General features: G+C 46.5%; 19 protein-coding genes. 15 read left to right on the top strand and 4 right to left on the bottom strand.

The genetic code is table 11. From position 1 onward, the window contains the following. Positions 1-2: 2 nt before the first annotated feature. The 9 genes from HQN79_RS12205 to HQN79_RS06365 all read left to right on the top strand — a co-directional run bounded on the left by HQN79_RS12205 (position 3) and on the right by HQN79_RS06365 (position 5,418). Positions 3-206, top strand: coding sequence for a helix-turn-helix transcriptional regulator (locus HQN79_RS12205; RefSeq protein ID WP_173285118.1), 204 nt, complete (start codon positions 3-5; stop codon positions 204-206). After that, entirely contained in the window at positions 206-559 is a 354-nt protein-coding gene (locus tag HQN79_RS06400) for a helix-turn-helix domain-containing protein (protein WP_173285117.1), read from the top strand. The genes HQN79_RS12205 and HQN79_RS06400 overlap by 1 nt, the downstream gene beginning before the upstream one ends. Then, positions 552-905, top strand: a complete 354-nt coding sequence (locus HQN79_RS06395) for a hypothetical protein (RefSeq protein WP_173285116.1) — start codon at positions 552-554, stop codon at positions 903-905. The genes HQN79_RS06400 and HQN79_RS06395 overlap by 8 nt, the downstream gene beginning before the upstream one ends. Further along, on the top strand, positions 898-1,176 hold the full coding sequence (locus tag HQN79_RS06390; RefSeq protein ID WP_173285115.1) for a hypothetical protein: 279 nt from the start codon (positions 898-900) through the stop codon (positions 1,174-1,176). Before HQN79_RS06395 ends, HQN79_RS06390 begins: the two co-directional genes overlap by 8 nt. Continuing rightward, positions 1,176-1,808 (top strand): hypothetical protein, encoded by a 633-nt coding sequence (locus HQN79_RS06385; protein ID WP_173285114.1) that lies wholly within the window; start codon positions 1,176-1,178, stop codon positions 1,806-1,808. The genes HQN79_RS06390 and HQN79_RS06385 overlap by 1 nt, the downstream gene beginning before the upstream one ends. Continuing rightward, complete coding sequence (locus tag HQN79_RS06380; protein ID WP_173285113.1) at positions 1,808-2,200, top strand: hypothetical protein; 393 nt, start codon at positions 1,808-1,810, stop codon at positions 2,198-2,200. Before HQN79_RS06385 ends, HQN79_RS06380 begins: the two co-directional genes overlap by 1 nt. 83 nt (positions 2,201-2,283) lie before the next feature. Then, on the top strand, positions 2,284-2,622 hold the full coding sequence (locus tag HQN79_RS06375; RefSeq protein WP_173285112.1) for a hypothetical protein: 339 nt from the start codon (positions 2,284-2,286) through the stop codon (positions 2,620-2,622). Positions 2,623-2,630: 8 nt separating this feature from the next. Then, entirely contained in the window at positions 2,631-3,692 is a 1,062-nt protein-coding gene (locus HQN79_RS06370; RefSeq protein WP_173285111.1) for a PriCT-2 domain-containing protein, read from the top strand. Further along, positions 3,685-5,418 carry a DUF927 domain-containing protein gene (locus HQN79_RS06365; RefSeq protein ID WP_173285110.1) on the top strand — a complete coding sequence of 578 codons (1,734 nt, stop codon included), beginning with the start codon at positions 3,685-3,687 and terminating at the stop codon, positions 5,416-5,418. Before HQN79_RS06370 ends, HQN79_RS06365 begins: the two co-directional genes overlap by 8 nt. Positions 5,419-5,468: 50 nt before the next feature. Here the strand turns inward: HQN79_RS06365 and HQN79_RS06360 are convergent, their stop codons facing one another. Together HQN79_RS06360 and ykgO are read right to left on the bottom strand one after the other, a co-directional pair. Further along, positions 5,469-5,834, bottom strand: coding sequence for a hypothetical protein (locus tag HQN79_RS06360; protein WP_173285109.1), 366 nt, complete (start codon positions 5,832-5,834; stop codon positions 5,469-5,471). A gap of 1,358 nt (positions 5,835-7,192) precedes the next feature. Then, on the bottom strand, positions 7,193-7,318 hold the full coding sequence (ykgO, locus tag HQN79_RS06355; protein WP_130537418.1) for a type B 50S ribosomal protein L36: 126 nt from the start codon (positions 7,316-7,318) through the stop codon (positions 7,193-7,195). A gap of 276 nt (positions 7,319-7,594) precedes the next feature. On the opposite strand from ykgO, the gene HQN79_RS06350 reads away from it, so the two are divergent. The 4 genes from HQN79_RS06350 (at position 7,595) to HQN79_RS06335 (ending at position 11,890) form a co-directional block, all read left to right on the top strand. Continuing rightward, on the top strand, positions 7,595-9,553 hold the full coding sequence (locus HQN79_RS06350; RefSeq protein ID WP_173285108.1) for a DNA repair helicase YoaA: 1,959 nt from the start codon (positions 7,595-7,597) through the stop codon (positions 9,551-9,553). 1 nt (position 9,554) lies between these two features. Continuing rightward, on the top strand, positions 9,555-10,313 hold the full coding sequence (gene tsaB / locus HQN79_RS06345) for a tRNA (adenosine(37)-N6)-threonylcarbamoyltransferase complex dimerization subunit type 1 TsaB (protein ID WP_173285107.1): 759 nt from the start codon (positions 9,555-9,557) through the stop codon (positions 10,311-10,313). A 203-nt stretch (positions 10,314-10,516) separates the two neighbouring features. Next, positions 10,517-10,990, top strand: a complete 474-nt coding sequence (locus HQN79_RS06340; protein WP_173285106.1) for a universal stress protein — start codon at positions 10,517-10,519, stop codon at positions 10,988-10,990. 12 nt (positions 10,991-11,002) lie between these two features. Beyond that, positions 11,003-11,890, top strand: coding sequence for a hypothetical protein (locus tag HQN79_RS06335; protein ID WP_173285105.1), 888 nt, complete (start codon positions 11,003-11,005; stop codon positions 11,888-11,890). Positions 11,891-11,962: 72 nt separating this feature from the next. On the opposite strand, the gene HQN79_RS06330 is transcribed toward HQN79_RS06335, so the two are convergent. Continuing rightward, positions 11,963-12,241, bottom strand: coding sequence for a hypothetical protein (locus tag HQN79_RS06330; RefSeq protein WP_173285104.1), 279 nt, complete (start codon positions 12,239-12,241; stop codon positions 11,963-11,965). A gap of 159 nt (positions 12,242-12,400) precedes the next feature. Here HQN79_RS06330 and HQN79_RS06325 point away from each other — a divergent pair, with 159 nt between their 5' ends. After that, entirely contained in the window at positions 12,401-14,152 is a 1,752-nt protein-coding gene (locus HQN79_RS06325; RefSeq protein ID WP_173285103.1) for a YcaO-like family protein, read from the top strand. A gap of 426 nt (positions 14,153-14,578) precedes the next feature. Here the strand turns inward: HQN79_RS06325 and HQN79_RS06320 are convergent, their stop codons facing one another. Then, positions 14,579-15,325 carry a DUF481 domain-containing protein gene (locus HQN79_RS06320; protein WP_173285102.1) on the bottom strand — a complete coding sequence of 249 codons (747 nt, stop codon included), beginning with the start codon at positions 15,323-15,325 and terminating at the stop codon, positions 14,579-14,581. A gap of 298 nt (positions 15,326-15,623) precedes the next feature. Here HQN79_RS06320 and HQN79_RS06315 point away from each other — a divergent pair, with 298 nt between their 5' ends. Continuing rightward, positions 15,624-16,577 carry an acetyl-CoA carboxylase carboxyltransferase subunit alpha gene (locus HQN79_RS06315; protein WP_173285101.1) on the top strand — a complete coding sequence of 318 codons (954 nt, stop codon included), beginning with the start codon at positions 15,624-15,626 and terminating at the stop codon, positions 16,575-16,577. The last annotated feature ends 63 nt before the right edge of the window (positions 16,578-16,640 follow it).

The following is a 16,640-nucleotide window of genomic DNA, read 5'->3' as shown; positions in this document are numbered from 1 at the left end:
ATATGACCCAATCCAATACCATAGACCCCAAGATTCGCATGGCCGATATGTGCCGTGAAATGCTTGGGGGTGTAAACCCGTCAACCGTGTACCGATGGATTAAAACCCAAGGATTCCCTAAGCCTAAAAAGCTTTCTTTGCAATGTTCTGTATGGAGTGTGGCAGAGGTAAACGAGTGGTTAGCAACTCGTGGGGAGGCAGCCTAATGGAAGCGAGCCGCAACACCCAAGACAATGCCACGGCTCAAGCAGAGCTTTTTCATTCTAGCAAATGCCCCGTGATACGCACAGCAAAAGAATACCGATTCTTTAAAGTGTTGGTACAGCGACCTGTCACCCGTCAAGAACTGGACGAGATTGCCGGTGTGGCTAATTCCCCTGATATTGTTCTCAAACTGAGAAAAGCCGGTTGGGTGATTGATACCGGCCGTATGAGCAGCATTGACCAAGACGGGAGCAATTCTAACGCCGGTTACTACACACTGGCAGGGCACCAAAAAGAATGCGCCCTAGAAGCGCTAGATTTATACCGTCAAGCCCGTGGAGGTAAACATGCCTAAGTTTGCCTTAATGCCCCCATTTAACTCAATGCGCTTGCATCTATTAGCCGGAGCCGCTAACATTGGCGGCACTACTAAACTATATGAGGCCACCCGCACAGCCTTTAAACCGTGCTTTTTTTATGCCCAAAATCTATGGATAGCTGTATCTAAAATGCTATCTAGCGGCATGGAAAACCGTTTCCGTATTATTAAAAATGCGGGCGGGTTGATAGGACTTAATACAAGACCCTTTACGGGGAATAAGTCCAGCCGTCATATAGCGGTAGTTGAGACCCGCCCACCTGTAATTAACGCAGGTGGGCAAACACTGACTAAACTATATGGAGGGCAATCCTATGCCTAATACTTCTCAAAATGCCGCCACTGTGGGGCAATTCTCTTTTTCGATTAATCTGCCTGAAAACAGCTTTATTAAACGCTTTATTGCCGTTTCGCTTGCCGGTGTCTGGAATTTATCCATTGAAACCGAAAGCGGCCAACTGGCAACCATTCAAAACCCTGTTACCAAATCCGCTCGATACTTTGAAACGCTCGACAGCCTAGCCCTTTGGTTAGCCAGCCAAGGCGTGCCGGAAATGTCGGTATTACTTCCAACCATGGGAGGTACCAAGTAATGAACAGTGCAAACAGACCTTTTTTCTCGAACTGCTATAAAAACGGCAAGCTGCAATTAAACATAGATCCATGCCTAGACTATTGCCAAGCTAACAAAGTAGGTAAGGCCGGTGTCTATGATTACGTGCGTTATTTGTGTGAGAGTGACTATACCGGCGGTAATTTACAGGGCATTGCCTATGCCTTTACGGATAAAGACACCTTAAACGATGCTGAAAAGGGCTTTTTGGTTGGGTTCTTCTCGACTTTGGAAGGGTTAATTAGAAATTCATACGCACACCCCCAAGTACGAGAGAGTATCACCTCGAAAGGGTTAAATGTACCGCCGGTATTTACACCCCCTGAGCCGTTAGTTATTCCAGATACAGACGAAGCAGAACAGACCTTTAACCAAATGACCGGCGTTATCGAGGTGCAAGCCATATTGCAGGAGAACGCCAAGGTAGTGACCGCTATTGCCAATGAAACGCAAGCCTTTGTCGATGACCTTGAACAGCTAAAAAGCGCGTTTGATGTTGGTACCTGCCTATCTACCTTATTCACTCTCAAAGAGACCGTAAACGACATGGAAGAGCTGTTAAACGCCATGCCGGTTATGAACTCTACACAAGCTGAAAAAGGGGGTGAGTAATGCATTCTTTAGCCCATATCCTAAAAAACCTACGTAACCCTGATTACTCGCGTAATTTCGCTATTGATTTCAATAGGCCGATAGTGAATGCAGAGCAGTTAAAAGCACTGGATGAACTGCAAAGCTATTCCAGTAATGAAATGGAAACGCGACCGATGAACATTCAATTGATGGCAAAGCTTTTCCGTGCCGGTCTGCATTATGAAGATGATCCACTAGAAAAGAATGAGGTCGAATGCTTTGCAATCTGGTTACAGGAAGAAATGGATCTATTAAGCGAAATCCAGTACATCAATGCACAAGCGAATTTCGGCATTGAGCAACACTTTAAGCACGGCGGTAAAGACTACCTAAAGGATTCGGAAAACGAATCTAAGCAGTCTGATCCGTAGAGGTGTCGCAATGGAAGTTATAGACATTGATGAAGAAGTACGGGCATACCCTGCATTGATGGCAGGAAAGGACTGATTCTTTCATGAGCCAAGACAATGACGAAATCAAGCGCCATTTTAAACAGGCTTTTGCCACGACCTTTGCAGGCTTAAAGATAGTGAAAATGCCGGTTATTGCCTTTAACGGAGTGATTTATAACTTTCGAGCAAAAGACGATACCGGCAAAACCTATCATTTTTTCTATGTGCTCAATCCGGTAGCACAGCGCCTAGTGATTAAATGCAGGGCACTTGGTAAAACCTACCGTCACTATTACGGCGTTAAGGCGGGCCAACCTATTCGGAAAGCCAAGCCAACGCCGCCGGATGAAGCCAGAGCGCACCTAGCCGCAATACGCAAAACCCTAGAGAAGAATCCATAGGTAAGAGTATGAACAAACAACACCAAGACATTGATTTAAGCATTTTAGAGCAGATGCTTAATTACATCTCGGCAGAGCAAGCCCGTGAAGACTGGGCGCGCCTGCTGATGGCGGCCAAATCCGAATTTGGAGAGGATGCCAAAGAAGTGATGCAAGCATGGAGCGCCACCGCATCAAATTACGATAAGAACGCCTTTATTAGTACATGGCGTAGTATCCGTGCCAGTGGGGGCGTAACCATTGGAAGCCTAATCCATGAGGCTATCGAAAACGGGTATAAGTTCGCCCCCATGAATGAGGCCGATAAGAAGCGACTCAAAGCCGAACAACGCAAGCGTGCAAACCAACGCAAGCAAGCCGAACAACAAGAAGCCCAAGAGCGTGAACAGGGGTATTTAGCGGCACAGAGCAAGGCAAAAGACCTTGTACAGCGCGCCATGATTGCCAACCCGAGAAACGAATATTTTGTGCAGAAGGGCGTAACCGACATGCTACACGGCTTGAATCTGCCATTGCAGTTAGGGCGGGCGGTCATGGTACCGGTATACCGCTTTAACACCCAGCCAAAAGCGCACCCAAAAGACACAGATTTACGCACGGCGCTTAAATTGGTTAGCGTGCAGTTTATTAACCCAGACAGCGACAAGCGTTTTTTAAAAGGCTCGCAAAAGACCGGCAGTTTCTTTGTATTACGCTTTCATCCGGATAGCGCATCTATTGTGGTGTGTGAGGGTATCGCCACCGGCATTACCTATGCCGCCCACTATGATACGCAATCCGCAATAGTGGTGGCCTTTGATGCCGCCAACCTTAAACCGGTAGCCCGTGCTTTTAAGATCCGTTACCCAGTCAGCCGGTTAATCATTGCGGCCGATAATGACCGCTTTAATAAAGACGGTACACCGGCCAAAGTGAATAAAGGTATTGTCTATGGTCAAAAGGCGGCTAAGGCTGTAGACGGGGCTATAGTGTGGCCGGAGTTTGCGCCGCATGAAAGCGGCTCGGATTTTAACGACCGGTACTTGCTCGATACATCACCCATGCAAAATACGGGGGTGAACTATGAGTGAGAGCCTAGCAGATAAAATTGTACCGATTCAGCAACCAACCATGCCCGAGGGGTTTAGTTTTGGTGAGAATGGCCTTAACTACCTAGACCCATACAATGACAACGCCAACCCTGTTTGGATTTGTTCTAAGTTGGAAGTAACCGCGAGTACCAGAGACCGTAACGGGGAAAACTGGGGGCGCGTGCTTGAATTTCAGGACATGGAGAAGCGTAAAAAGCGCTGGGTAATGCCAATGGCGATGCTTGCCGGTCGCGGGGATGCGCTGCATAGTACCTTGCTTAGTATGGGGCTGAGTATCAGCAACAGCCCCAAGGCCAAGAACCTACTGGCTCAATACATTCAATCATGCCACGGAGCGGGTATTAGTATTTGTGTAGAGCGTATCGGCTGGTTTGAAAAGTGTTACGTATTGCCTACGCAAACCATTGGCGATACAGACGGCCAACAGGTGTTATATCAAACTGATTTCCCGAGCCAGTTAGGTTTTCAAACAGCCGGAACTATTGAGCAGTGGCAAAAGAATGTAGCAAAATTCGCTGCCGGTAATAGCCGTATTGCCTTTGCTATCAGTGCCGCCTTTACCGCACCTTTGTTATCCAAGTTGGGTATTGAGGGTGGCGGTTTCCATTTTCGCGGTGAATCATCTAAGGGCAAGACTATTACCCTTTATGCGGCCGGTTCGGTATGGGGAAGCCATGAGCGCAAAAAGACATGGCGCGCCACGTCCAACGGGCTAGAAATGACTTCCTACCAGCATAACGACAGCTTGCTTTTATTGGATGAAATGGGGGAGATGAACCCAAGAGAGATAGGGCAAACGGTTTACATGTTGGCTAACGGCCAAGCCAAGCAACGGCACAATGATGCACACCCGAAGCAATGGCGGTTGTTGTTTATCTCTACCGGTGAAATTGATTTAAAAAGTGCCTTGGCTGAAACGGGGAATACAAGCCGTGCTGGGCATGAGGTGCGGCTAGTCGATATTGAAGCCGTGACGGGTGAATATGGTGTGTTTGATTGCCTGATTGATGGTTATACCGATAGCCGGTTACAGGCTGAAACCCTGCAAGAGCAGACCAATAAATACTACGGTGCCGTTGGCATTCGTTTTTTAGAGAAGTTCACGGAGAACGAAGCGGAAAGCCTGAAAGCGTTCAGAACCGCCTACGCTAAGTTTATTGAACTCTACACCCCAAAGGAGGCAAACAGCCAAGTTAAACGGGTGATTAACCGCTTTGCTATGGTAGCGGCAGGGGGCGAACTGGCAACGGTCTACGGCTTAACCGGTTGGCAACAAATGGAAGCCATGAACGCGGCTAAGGCGTGTTTTGATAGTTGGGTTAGTAATCTGCAAAGTTCTACCCACTCGCAAGAAGAAATGCAGGCCATTGCCCAAGTACGCGGCTTTATCGAACGTTACGCTGAGAGCCGCTTTAGTAACCTTAACCGCGTGAACGATGACCATAAACCGAACATTGGAGACCGTGCCGGTTATCGTGGCGGCGAAAATGAAACGGGTATTGAGTACACCTATTACTTTCTGCAGGAAGTCTTTAAGAAAGAGGTCTGCAAGGGGATCAGTTGGAAGCTGGCTTTAAACACGCTGAAAAAGCATGGCTACCTAAAGCATCAGCCAGACCGCAACACCCACCTAACCCCAGAAACGGAAACCGGTAAACGGGTTCCGAGTTATGCGGTGAAATCCACCATCCTAGAAAGTGAGTAAGTTGGTCTTTATAAAAAAACGCCCGATATATGGGCGTTGTGATAATAAATTTAAATTTTTGTTACTGAAATGTACTGTTTTCTTTCAGAAAGTGTGTTTTCAGCAGTTAGGCTAACAGTCTCAGAAGCATAGAAAACCTTAAAAGAGCGGGTTTTTGTGTGTTTAAGGCAAACATTATTGACATTATGAGTGTCGTATCCGCTCTCTTTTATAAGTTCTTTGAATGTTTTATAAGCATCAAGCCACCATATTAGATTTTCACGCTCAGGTTCTCCTCCATCTATAGAAGATACTTTGAATGGTAAGTCAGTACCGTTTGAAGTAATTCGATAGCAAGAATCATTTTCTTCATGAAATTCAAGTGCCGCTATTTCCTCTTCATAAGATGCAGGTGCTAGTAATTCTTCATTAGTCATCAATTAACGCCTTTATTTGAAAAGCTTCCATTTTAGCTATCTCTTAAAAGAAATTTCTAAAAATGCCGGTTTGGTTTTTCCAAAAGGAAGAACGCGCGCGCAAACTTGGCCTTTTGCCGCGTCTAATTGGCCTTAACTGGAGGCGGCGGCAATCAAAATACTATACTTAACTATCTAAAAGCAATGCCCTGTACCGTTCGTACCGTTTTTGTACCGTAAACGGCACGGGCTGAAACCCTTATGAATAAAGGCTCGTACCGCTTGTACCGTTTGTACCGTTAAAAAATATAACTATCTTATAAAAACTGCCTTATTTCTGGTTCTAGGAAGTGGGCTGCATGTGCCTTAGCACTGACTGTACTCATCACCTAAAACCGGAACCCCCCTCAGAAAATTCTACGTCTGCAAATAAACTGCGCGTCTAATCCCCCGTGCAGGGCACACCCTTAGGAAGTACCTTTTTTATTCTGGCAACCAAGAAGAAAGCCCCCCCTTGAAAAATATAGGCCGTGGTATTTTTTGACCGGCCACATTGAGCCGTTTTGAATCTGAGATATTGAATTACAGGATTGATAAGCACTATTACTAGATACCCCCCCCTATAAAAATTGCCGTGCGAGTACACGCGACTGGGGCTACGGTCTAGGTCTATAGGGCGCTAGACTTTTGACCCCGCCCTTGGGTACCCATGTGGTGCCAGATCCACAACCAAAGGAGGCCGCCACCGGTCAGTTTCTTAAAATTTAAGGCTAAATAATTCGTGTGCCGGTTATCGGTTTAATGTTCACGAATGCCGAAAACTTCTAGCAGGAACCCAGAGAAATTAGTGGCGGTTATAGTTGGTGGTAATTTCTGCCAGATCCCAGAGAAAATAGCGGTCGTTATAGTTGGTACTAATTTGTGCCAGATGCCGGAGAAATTAACGGCCGTTGTAGTCGGGCTTAATTTGTGCCGAATCCCAGAGAAAGTAATGACAGGGCAAAAATTGCGCGCGTGTTTTCTTTTTGGCAAAAGGTGCCATGCCGTTTTTTATAAAAAGAGTAGAGAGGGGCGGGCAAATTCAGAAGTATTGAGATTTAAGATAAGCGGTGCAAGTTGGCACAGATATTAATTTAGTAAAGCCGGTTTATTAGCAGGGAATGATTTTGAATCTTGTAACACATATCCCCCACGCCCTGAGTAATGAGCAGGATTTAGAAGTAAGTAGAGAGGGCAAAACAGCCGAAATAAAACAAAAAACGGTATTATTTACGGTACGGAGAATAGATGTAGGTTAGTAATCTGTTTAAATTCAATAGGTTATAAAACTAAAAAAGCGCCTGATCAGGGCGCTTTTTTTCTGCTGCTAAGCCTAAATATTAACGCTGACGCGCTTTGAATTTAGGGTTAGTTTTGTTGATAACATAAACCTTACCGCGACGCTTAACAACCTGGCAGTCTTTGTGGCGGTTTTTAGCAGATTTTAGAGAAGATAAAATTTTCATCAGATATATCCAATTTTTAGTGCCGGATATTTCAAAACCAATCCGACTTAAGTTCAAATATTTGAAGCCGCGGATTATAAGTGCTTTTCAAGCGGAAGTCCAGCCCGCGGGCCTAAAAATTATCCTATATTTATCGACAGCTTTATACACAGCCCAATTTTAATGGATGAAGGTTGTCAAACAGAGGGTTTTCATCCCTTTTTAGCATTAGATGATGCCCTCAAGAAGAGGGGAATATGCAGTATAATGGCCGGAAATTTTTATTGGCAATCAGATATGGCTTCGGGCAAAAAAAATAAAAAGACTACTCAGGTTTCCGATTTGACAATCGAAGCGGTGATGGGCGCCGACGGTGTACTGAGTGAGCAGGTGGAAGGCTACGCACCGCGCGAAGCGCAGATCGAAATGGCAAATGAGGTCGCGGAACTGATTGAGCAGCAGGAAACGTTACTTGCCGAAGCGGGTACCGGTACCGGTAAAACCTTTGCCTATCTGGTGCCGGCGCTGTTGTCCGGCAAAAAGGTGATTGTTTCCACGGCGACCAAAACGCTACAGGAACAGCTGGTGCAAAAGGATTTGCCGATGCTGTATAAGGTATGCGGTATCAAAGGCAAGCCGCAATTGCTTAAAGGCCGTGACAATTATATCTGTCCGCAGCGATTGGAAATTACCGAAACCGTTGAACAGCATTCCAAAGAGGATTGGAAAAAGCTTGAGTTGATTCGCGACTGGGTTGAAGAAAAGACTCTGAGCGGAGACCGTGCTGAACTTTCCGAAATCCCTGAAGCAGACCCTATTTGGCGTAAAACCTGTGCGCGTTTGGAATTCTGTCAGGCTGCCGATTGTTCAAGCGATTTGGGCTGTTTTTATCCCGAGCAGAAGCAGAAAGCACAGGAAACTCAAGTTTTGGTGGTAAACCATCATCTTTTTTGTGCCGATCTGGCGCTTCGCGAACAAGGTTTCGGCGAACTGCTACCGGAAGCGGAAATTTATATTTTCGATGAAGCACATCAGCTCCCGGATATTGCCGCGCAGTTTCTGGGGTTCAGTATTTCACGATCACAACTCGATGAACTGATTCGCGATATTGTCAGTGCACAGAAAGCGGAAGCGCCGGAGTCGCAGACCATCAGCGATCAGGCACACCTGTTCGGCGAACAGGTTAAGCTGCTCAGCGAGACGTTAGGTAAATGGGAAAAACGTTGGACCTGGGAGCAGTTGGAAACCCAGGCAGCGTTTCAACAGCAGTTAAAACGCCTTATTCAGTCACTGACACAACTGACTGATAATCTTAAAAAACTCAGTGAACGAGGCAAGCAAATCGCTTCGGTACATAAGCGTGCTAAAGAATTTCTCGAGCAGTTGAACGATTGGCGTACGGAAGCGAGTGAAAATAAAATCCGCTGGGTTGAGTCCTCAATGGGGCGTTTCCGCCTGTTTCTGACGCCGTTGAATGTTTCCGGGCCCTTCAGCCGACAGCGTGAAGCGATCGGCGGCGCATGGCTGTTTACTTCAGCGACACTGAGTGTGCGCAACAATTTTGATTATTTTGCCAAACGCCTTGGACTGAACGATGCTAAAACGGCGAATTGGTTGAGCCCGTTCGATTACCGGACTCAGGGGGTTATCTACCACCCGATCGGACTGCCGGAGCCGAAAGATCCGCGCTATATCAAAATTTGTTTACGTGCGGCCTGGCCGCTATTGAAGGCCAGCGATGGCCGGGCATTTTTACTTTTTACCAGCCACCGAGCCTTGCAGGAGGCACGCGAGATATTAAAAGAACATTGGCACGGCACGCTTCTGGTTCAGGGCGAGCAGCCTAAATCTACGCTGCTGCAACGTTTCCGCGAAGTAGACGCGCCGATTCTTTTGGGTACCAGCAGTTTCTGGGAAGGGGTGGATGTTAAAGGAGAGGCGCTCAAGTTGGTGGTGATCGACCGTATACCGTTTGCACCGCCGGATGATCCGATTGTGCAAGCACGCGAAGAGTTTTTGAAGGAAAAAGGCTTGAATGCCTTTGTGCATTTCCAGCTGCCGGAAGCGGTTATCGCCATGAAACAGGGGGCCGGGCGCTTAATTCGTGACGTCAACGACCGCGGCGTGCTTATGCTGTGCGATCCGCGTTTGTCGTCAAAGGGATACGGTAAAACCATCGGTGACAGTCTGCCGCCTTTTTCCTGGGTTTACAGCCCGCAGGATGCCTTGAAATTACTTGATAATACAGCTGATTGATATGTCTAATACACAAAAAACCATTCTTGCGATTGATACCTCAACGGTTGCTTGCTCGGTTGCTTTGCGCCATGCAGAGGAAGCCTATGCCATTCATGAAATGACGCCGCAGAAGCACGCACATAGAGTGCTTCCTATGATCGATGAATTGCTGCAACAAGCCGGTATTCATGGCGATAGTGTCGATTTGATCGCTTTCGGAGAGGGGCCGGGGGCTTTTACCGGTGTTCGTATCGCTGCGGGCGTGACTCAAGGGTTGGCTTTAGGTTGGAATAGTGACTTCGTTGCCATCTCTTCACTGGAAGCGATGGCGTACCAGAGTGTGCTCTTTGAAAGCCGTCAAAAGCCGTTACAATGGTGTGCGCTAATGGACGCGCGAATGAACGAGATCTATTTGCAGAAAGGTTTGTATGACCCGGCTGCGGAGACGCCGTGGCAAGCCGAACAAGCCGTGTTGGTTTCGCCTCTGGAAGTGGTAGAGCGACTTGCGCTACTACAGAGCCAAGCGCAGGAAAAAGAGCATGGTTTCTTGATTTTCGGAGACATTACCCGCGAATATCCGGAAATCGCTGACAACGACGCCTATAGAGAAGTGCAACCGAATGCTATGGCGATGCTCAATTTGGCCGAAATTTATCTGTCGCGTAAGCAGTCATTGCAGCAAGGATTGCCGGTTCCTTTATATTTGCGTAATCAGGTAGCCGAAACGATTCAAGAGCGACAAGCGAAGCAGTTGCTAAAAGCGCAGGACGCGAAATAATAATACTTTCTGCAAGCCTTGATTTTTGTAACAATGGTTTGTGGCAGGGTTGCTTAATTTATAGTCAATGGTGGAAAAGTCTTTGATGATTAAGCATTTATTTGCCTTACAAAATGATTACGCACACGCTTATCCACAGTTTCTGTGAACAACCGCAATGCATGCTTCCGTATGCGGGATGCCAGCAAGTTTGAGGAGATGATATGAACAAGTCCTATCAACATTTACTGGTCGCAGTGGATTTTTCTGATTCCAGCCGCGCTGCACTCAATCGGGCGTTAAAACTGGCGAAAGATCTGCAGGCCAAAATCACTCTGATGCATGTGGTCGAGCTGCCGGTAAATCCGATTCTCGAAGATATTGCTGTCACCGGACTTCCTGGCCTATGGGACGAAGAGTTAACCAAGCAGTGGCTTGATGTTGCTCATAAGCAGTTGGATGAATGGATGGCGACGATACCAGAGGATGCCCGTCAAAAGCTGCACATAGAGGCTAAAGTTCAGATTGGCCATCCCGTTCAGGAATTATGCGACTATGCCAGTCAGCATCAGGTTGACTGCATTTTGATCGGATATCATGGGCACTCCGCATTACATAATCTGATCGGCAGCACCAGCCGCTCGGTATTAATCGAAGCGGAATGCGATGTGTTAAACGTTAAACTGACCAAGAAGTAAAGCGGATCAACTATGCCCGAACTAAAAAAGATAACTCAACCGATAACTTTATTCGCAACGTTATGCGCAATGCTGATGGCTTTTGCCGTCTCGACGGCACAAGCAAAAATGAATGTCCACCAATTCAAGCCGGGGGATACGATTTTTGTGGCTTTTCCGGCCGGTAATATCAAGGATGACGCTTTCATTGTGGGAACGGTTCAACGCCTGGAAAAAAACGGTGATTACCTGATTGAAGTGCAGGATTATGTCGAAGGGCATGATTACGGCAGCTCCTGCATTCCTATGATTAAAAAGGAAGATCCGGAAGCGATGGCGCGAGGTTACGGAGCCGGCTGGGAAGTGTGGAAAGACACCACCAAGCTGGACAAGCAACGCTTGAACTATGTCGTACCGCGTTTGCAGAGTATGAAGTTGGGGGAAGGTAAGCATTATTTTGTCGAGCGAAATAATTTGTATATTGTTTTCGGACGCTGGAAATCCGATGCACCGGTTATGACGCTTGACCGTATTGCCCGTGCCCAACGTGAAGCGCAAAATGCCGGGCTCGAGGAGCTGGTACCGGTATTTGATCTGGTGAAATACCATCGTAAAGTTTTTTACGACACGAATAATCGCCCTTTATACGCTTTTGAAAGAATTGCGCCGGCAATAATGATGCTTGAACAAGTGCAGAAGATTTTTGACCAGCATCCGAAGTTACAGAAATTATGGCAGGCGAAAAACCGCGACTGGAAAAAGATTGCTGAGAGTACTTATGACTATTTCATGATCGAAGCGATCGACAAAGTGGTATTTGATGCCGCGGATCAATTATATGAAGAAGGTATTGAAAACGCCGGTTCAGACAAGGTAGAACGACTTCGTCAGCTGACTCAGAGCATTCGCAGAGAGAAATAAGCCGCTTTTAAACGGAAAAAGCCATATATCGTTGAATATATGGCTTTTGTTTATCGGACGAGTCTAATTTTATTAGGGTTTCGGATGTTTATAGTATTCCTGATTGAGATAGTCCGCCAACTGTTCCACTTCATCCTCGAACATTCCGGTGTTCAGGTTGTTGTTACAGAATGCGACCGCTTTGACAAGTTTCTCATAGGTAGGGGTTTTGACCGGGTCATAAGGTTGGGACGCGTGACACTTCATGCAGTTTGCACTGGCGTGGAGTTCCTGCCCCGGATGTGGTTCGGCAAGAACCGGAAGTGAAAATAGCCCGCTTGCCAAAACGGTTAAGGGTAAACTTCTCTTCATATAGCCTCCTTCAGTCGCTCGAAATATGACAGAAATACCTGAATAAAATGCTAGGTTGTTCTTCATTCTACTGATTTATCTTAATAACCACTCATCAAAATTACTTAGCCCAAAATAAGCAAACTTATACTAAAAAATACGAATAACGAGGAGCGTTCTGTGAGCGAAGCAACTTTTATTAAAGGCAAGGTGAAACCCCTTGAAGAATCCATATCCCATCTCAGTTCGATACTGTCGGAAGTCGGGTTCGATATCCGTGAAGGGTTGACGTTAAACCCGGTTCCGGGAATTCATTCACTGCATATCTATGAAAACAGCTGTCCGGGGATTTTTACCAATGGCAAAGGTGCTTCGGAAAAGGCCACGCTTGCCAGCGCATTGGGTGAATATCTTGAGCGCTTGTCGACCAATTATTTCTTTTCCGACTTCTGGCTGGAAAGCGACTTTGCAGCAAGCGAAAACGACTGGTTGTATTATCCGAATGAAAAATCGTATGACCGTAAAAATTTCAAGCAGATGCTGAATCCTGAATTGTGGCGTTTTTATGCGGATCTGAGCCATAGTGAGGAATATGCAGACTTCACCGAAGAGGATTTTGAATTCGATACTTTTTTGAGTCTGAATGATCATGCCGATCAGATTCGTGCCTTACCTTTAATGTCGCAGAAGACAGGGGAGACCTGCTATTTCCCGATGAACCTGCTCAGTAACCTGTATGCCAGTAACGGCTTGTCCGCAGGTAACAGCGCTCTGGAAGCGCAGGTACAGGGGCTGTCCGAGGTGTTCGAGCGATGGGTTAAAAACCGTATATTGCGTGAAAATATTTGCTTGCCGCTTGTTCCGCAGGATGTTCTTGATCAGTTTCCACAGGTCGCTACAGCGATAGCGGCACTGCAGGACGAAGAAATTTATACCGAAGTGCGCGACGCTTCATTGGGCGGTATTTTCCCGGTCATGAACGTTACGCTGTTCCATCAGGCAAGCGGCCGTTGTTTCGCGTCATTCGGCGCGCATCCGATTTTTGAAGTTGCGCTGGAAAGAACCTTGACCGAATCTCTGCAAGGCCGTCATCTCAAAGAGTTGGATGGCTTCCAGACACCGAGTTTCGATCAGTTTGATGTTGCATCGGACGAAAATATTGAAAACCACTTTATCGACTCTAGCGGGCTCATTCACAGCCACTTTGTGTCCAGAGATTTCGATTACGAATTCGTCGCCTGGGATTTTACCGGCAATGTTGAGCAACAGTGGAAACATCTTTGTGAACTGGTCTACCAACAGGGTACGGACGTGTTTGTCGCCAATTACAATCACTACGGTTTTGAAGCGTGCAGAATTATCGTTCCCGGTATGTCCGAAGTTTACCCTAAACATGAAATTGTCGATGCAAATCAAAACTTCGGACGACTTTTACGAGAAGCGCTGCTGACTTATCCGGATCATCAGGATCCATTGCAAATCGTCGATCTTATCGACCAGTTGGGTTTGAGTGACCACCAGGGCGTTGCGTCCTTGATCGGTCTGATGGCTGATAAGGGAAGTTTCTGGGCCGGCATAAACTGCCTGCAGCTTAAATTCTGGTGCTTATTGGCGGCACAGGAATTCGAGGAAGCGCTGGAATCACTTGCAGGCGTTTGGTTCTTTATCGATCCGAACGACAAGCGCTATTCGATCTACAAAGCGTTTGAATTTGCTTTGGAAATTATGCTCGATGAAACGAGCGACGGCATTCAGGATACAAGCGCAGTACAGGCTCTATTCGGTAATCAGGTGGCGGATAAGGTTTTAGCTCATCTTGACGGTTCCATGCAGTTTTGGGGGGCTCCGACCGGAATAGGAATCTTTTCCAGCGCTGAGCAGCATCAGACGATGTTGAAAATTTATCGCAATGTAAACAAATTTAAACAATAGAGTAAAGATTGTTTATATTTGTGTAAAAACATATAATTAGCATCCTTTTTTAAGGTTCTACCATTCCTTTTTGTAAAAAAGAAATATGGGTTCTCCGGATGCGACGGGAATGTCCCAGTCTTCGGTGGAAAATCCTAAAGCTGAGTGGGCTGAAAAAAAGGTAGAAAGTGCAAGTGATTTAACAGTGTATCGGAGGAAGGCTTTGCGTCGAAAATGCATTGAATTGGTTTACTAAGAACACTTGTATAAAACCGTATTATTAACGAAAAGGAATTCTGGAATAAGCAAGCCTTTTTTATAGGGATATAGATCTGGGGAAGACTGAAGTAGATGTGTGGCCGCGTAGTGAGAGGGCAAGAAGGCCTCAGCGTGATGAGGCGGAGTAAGCGTTCCGCCTCGATATTGAACAAGTGTAATGGATCAAGTTTAGAAATCGTATACCAGCGTGACAAGTGTTTGGGTATCCAGTTTCAGAGCGCCGTCGGCCGGATCGGAGTTATGACGGTATTTGTAACCGACGCTTAGACGCAGTTTCTCCGCCATTTTGACTTTGACGGCGGTATTGGCTTCGGTTTTCGTGTTGGCTTCACCAAAGGTAGCGGTTACATCCTGCGAGAAGTCCGCGTATTGGGTCAATTTATGGGTGACCTCGGCTTTAAAGCGACCGATTACCTGGTCTTCAGATCCGTTGCCGAAATCGTCGGAGTAATCAATGGTCTGGTAACCCACACCCAATTCAACAAGGAACTGGGTGCTGGTTGTCTTGTACAACTCTTTACCCAAACCTAGCGTATAGGTAGCGTCCAGATCAACACCTTCAAATTTACTCTTTTCAAAACGTGCGCCCACGAAGCTGTAGTAGTTGTGTGCTTCGTTGTAGAAACGGTTCATCTGTGCATCTAGCAAATAACGCTCTTGGGTCTGGATATCATTTTCAGACTTATAGTTGGCTTCGATCAGTGTTTTTACTTCGTACACCGGCTGAGTGTATTTGGCTTTTAATGACCCGTAGAGTGAAGTGCTGACAGTGTTTCCGTCGGAATCGCTGTAACCGAGTTCACCGGATCCGCTAAGGCCGTCAGCCATGACCGGGCTCGCCAGTGTGGCCGCCAGTAAAGTGGATAGAACGATGCCGGATCGTTTAGTTGTGGAATTGTGACGGTTTAAGTGCATAAAAAGTTCCTTGGATTGTTTACCGTAACCGCGTTAAAAAAATTTTAACGGTCGTCGAAAAATACGGTTCGCTATTATTCAGTAAATAATAATAAACTGAAAGTTCGAAAGGTCAATTTTCGGTCCGGATGGTATTTTGCGGTCATTATTATTTGCAAATACAATCGGTTACGCGCTTTGTGTAGTGGAAGTGATGACAAAAAGCCTTTAAAGGCAGCAAGTTTTGTTAAAATGCGCGAATAATTTGCATTGTTATAAATTGCACCGTGTCAAACTGTCTGAAGATGGATAAAGAATTATGAAGTTAGATTTTTTGGATTTTGAACAGCCTATCGCTGAACTGGAAGCAAAGATCGAAGAATTGCGTCACTTGGAAAGCGACGATATGGATCTGGTGCATGAGATTTCGGCGTTGGAAGAGAAAAGCACAAAATTGACGCAATCTATTTTCAGCAAACTCAGTGATGTTCAGATCTCGAAGCTCTGCAGACATCCGCAGCGTCCTTATGCGCTGGATTATATTCCGCGTATCTTTACTGAATTCAAAGAACTGCACGGTGACCGCGCTTTTGCCGATGACGAAGCAATTGTCGGCGGTCTGGCAAGAATTGACGGCCAATCGGTAATGGTAATTGCGCAGGAGAAAGGGCGTGATACCAAAGAGAAGATTCGCCGCAACTTTGGTATGCCTCGTCCAGAAGGTTACCGCAAAGCGCTTCGCCTGATGAAAATGGCGGAACGATTCAATCTTCCGATCTTGACATTCATCGACACTCCGGGAGCATACCCTGGGATCAATGCCGAAGAACGCGGTCAAAGTGAAGCGATTGCCCGCAATCTGATCGAAATGGCGGAACTTAAAGTTCCGGTTATCTGTACGGTTATCGGAGAAGGCGGTTCCGGTGGTGCTTTGGCAATCGGTGTCGGCGACGTCACTATGATGATGCAGTATACGACTTACTCGGTTATTTCACCTGAGGGGTGTGCGTCAATTCTTTGGAAGAATGCCGCTAATGCAGCCGATGCCGCGGAAGCGCTTGGTATTACCGCTACGCGTCTTAAAGAACTGGGGCTGGTCGATGAAATTATCGAAGAACCTCTGGGTGGGGCGCATCGCAATTATGACAAAGCGGCGGAAAGCCTGAAATCTGCAATTCTGTCACAGTTGGCTAATCTCAAAACGCGTTCGATTGACGATCTTCTCGGCAGTCGCTACGAGCGTTATATGAATTATGGAAACTTTGAAGGTTAAACTGTTCACAAAACTGCATTCCGATCTCGGGAATGCAGTTTGCTTGCTGTCTTCGGTTTCAGT

The organism is Thiomicrorhabdus xiamenensis (assembly GCF_013282625.1).
Taxonomy (GTDB): domain Bacteria; phylum Pseudomonadota; class Gammaproteobacteria; order Thiomicrospirales; family Thiomicrospiraceae; genus Thiomicrorhabdus; species Thiomicrorhabdus xiamenensis.
Note: the sequence above shows the minus strand (reverse complement) of the source record. Positions and strands in the feature narration are given on the sequence as shown.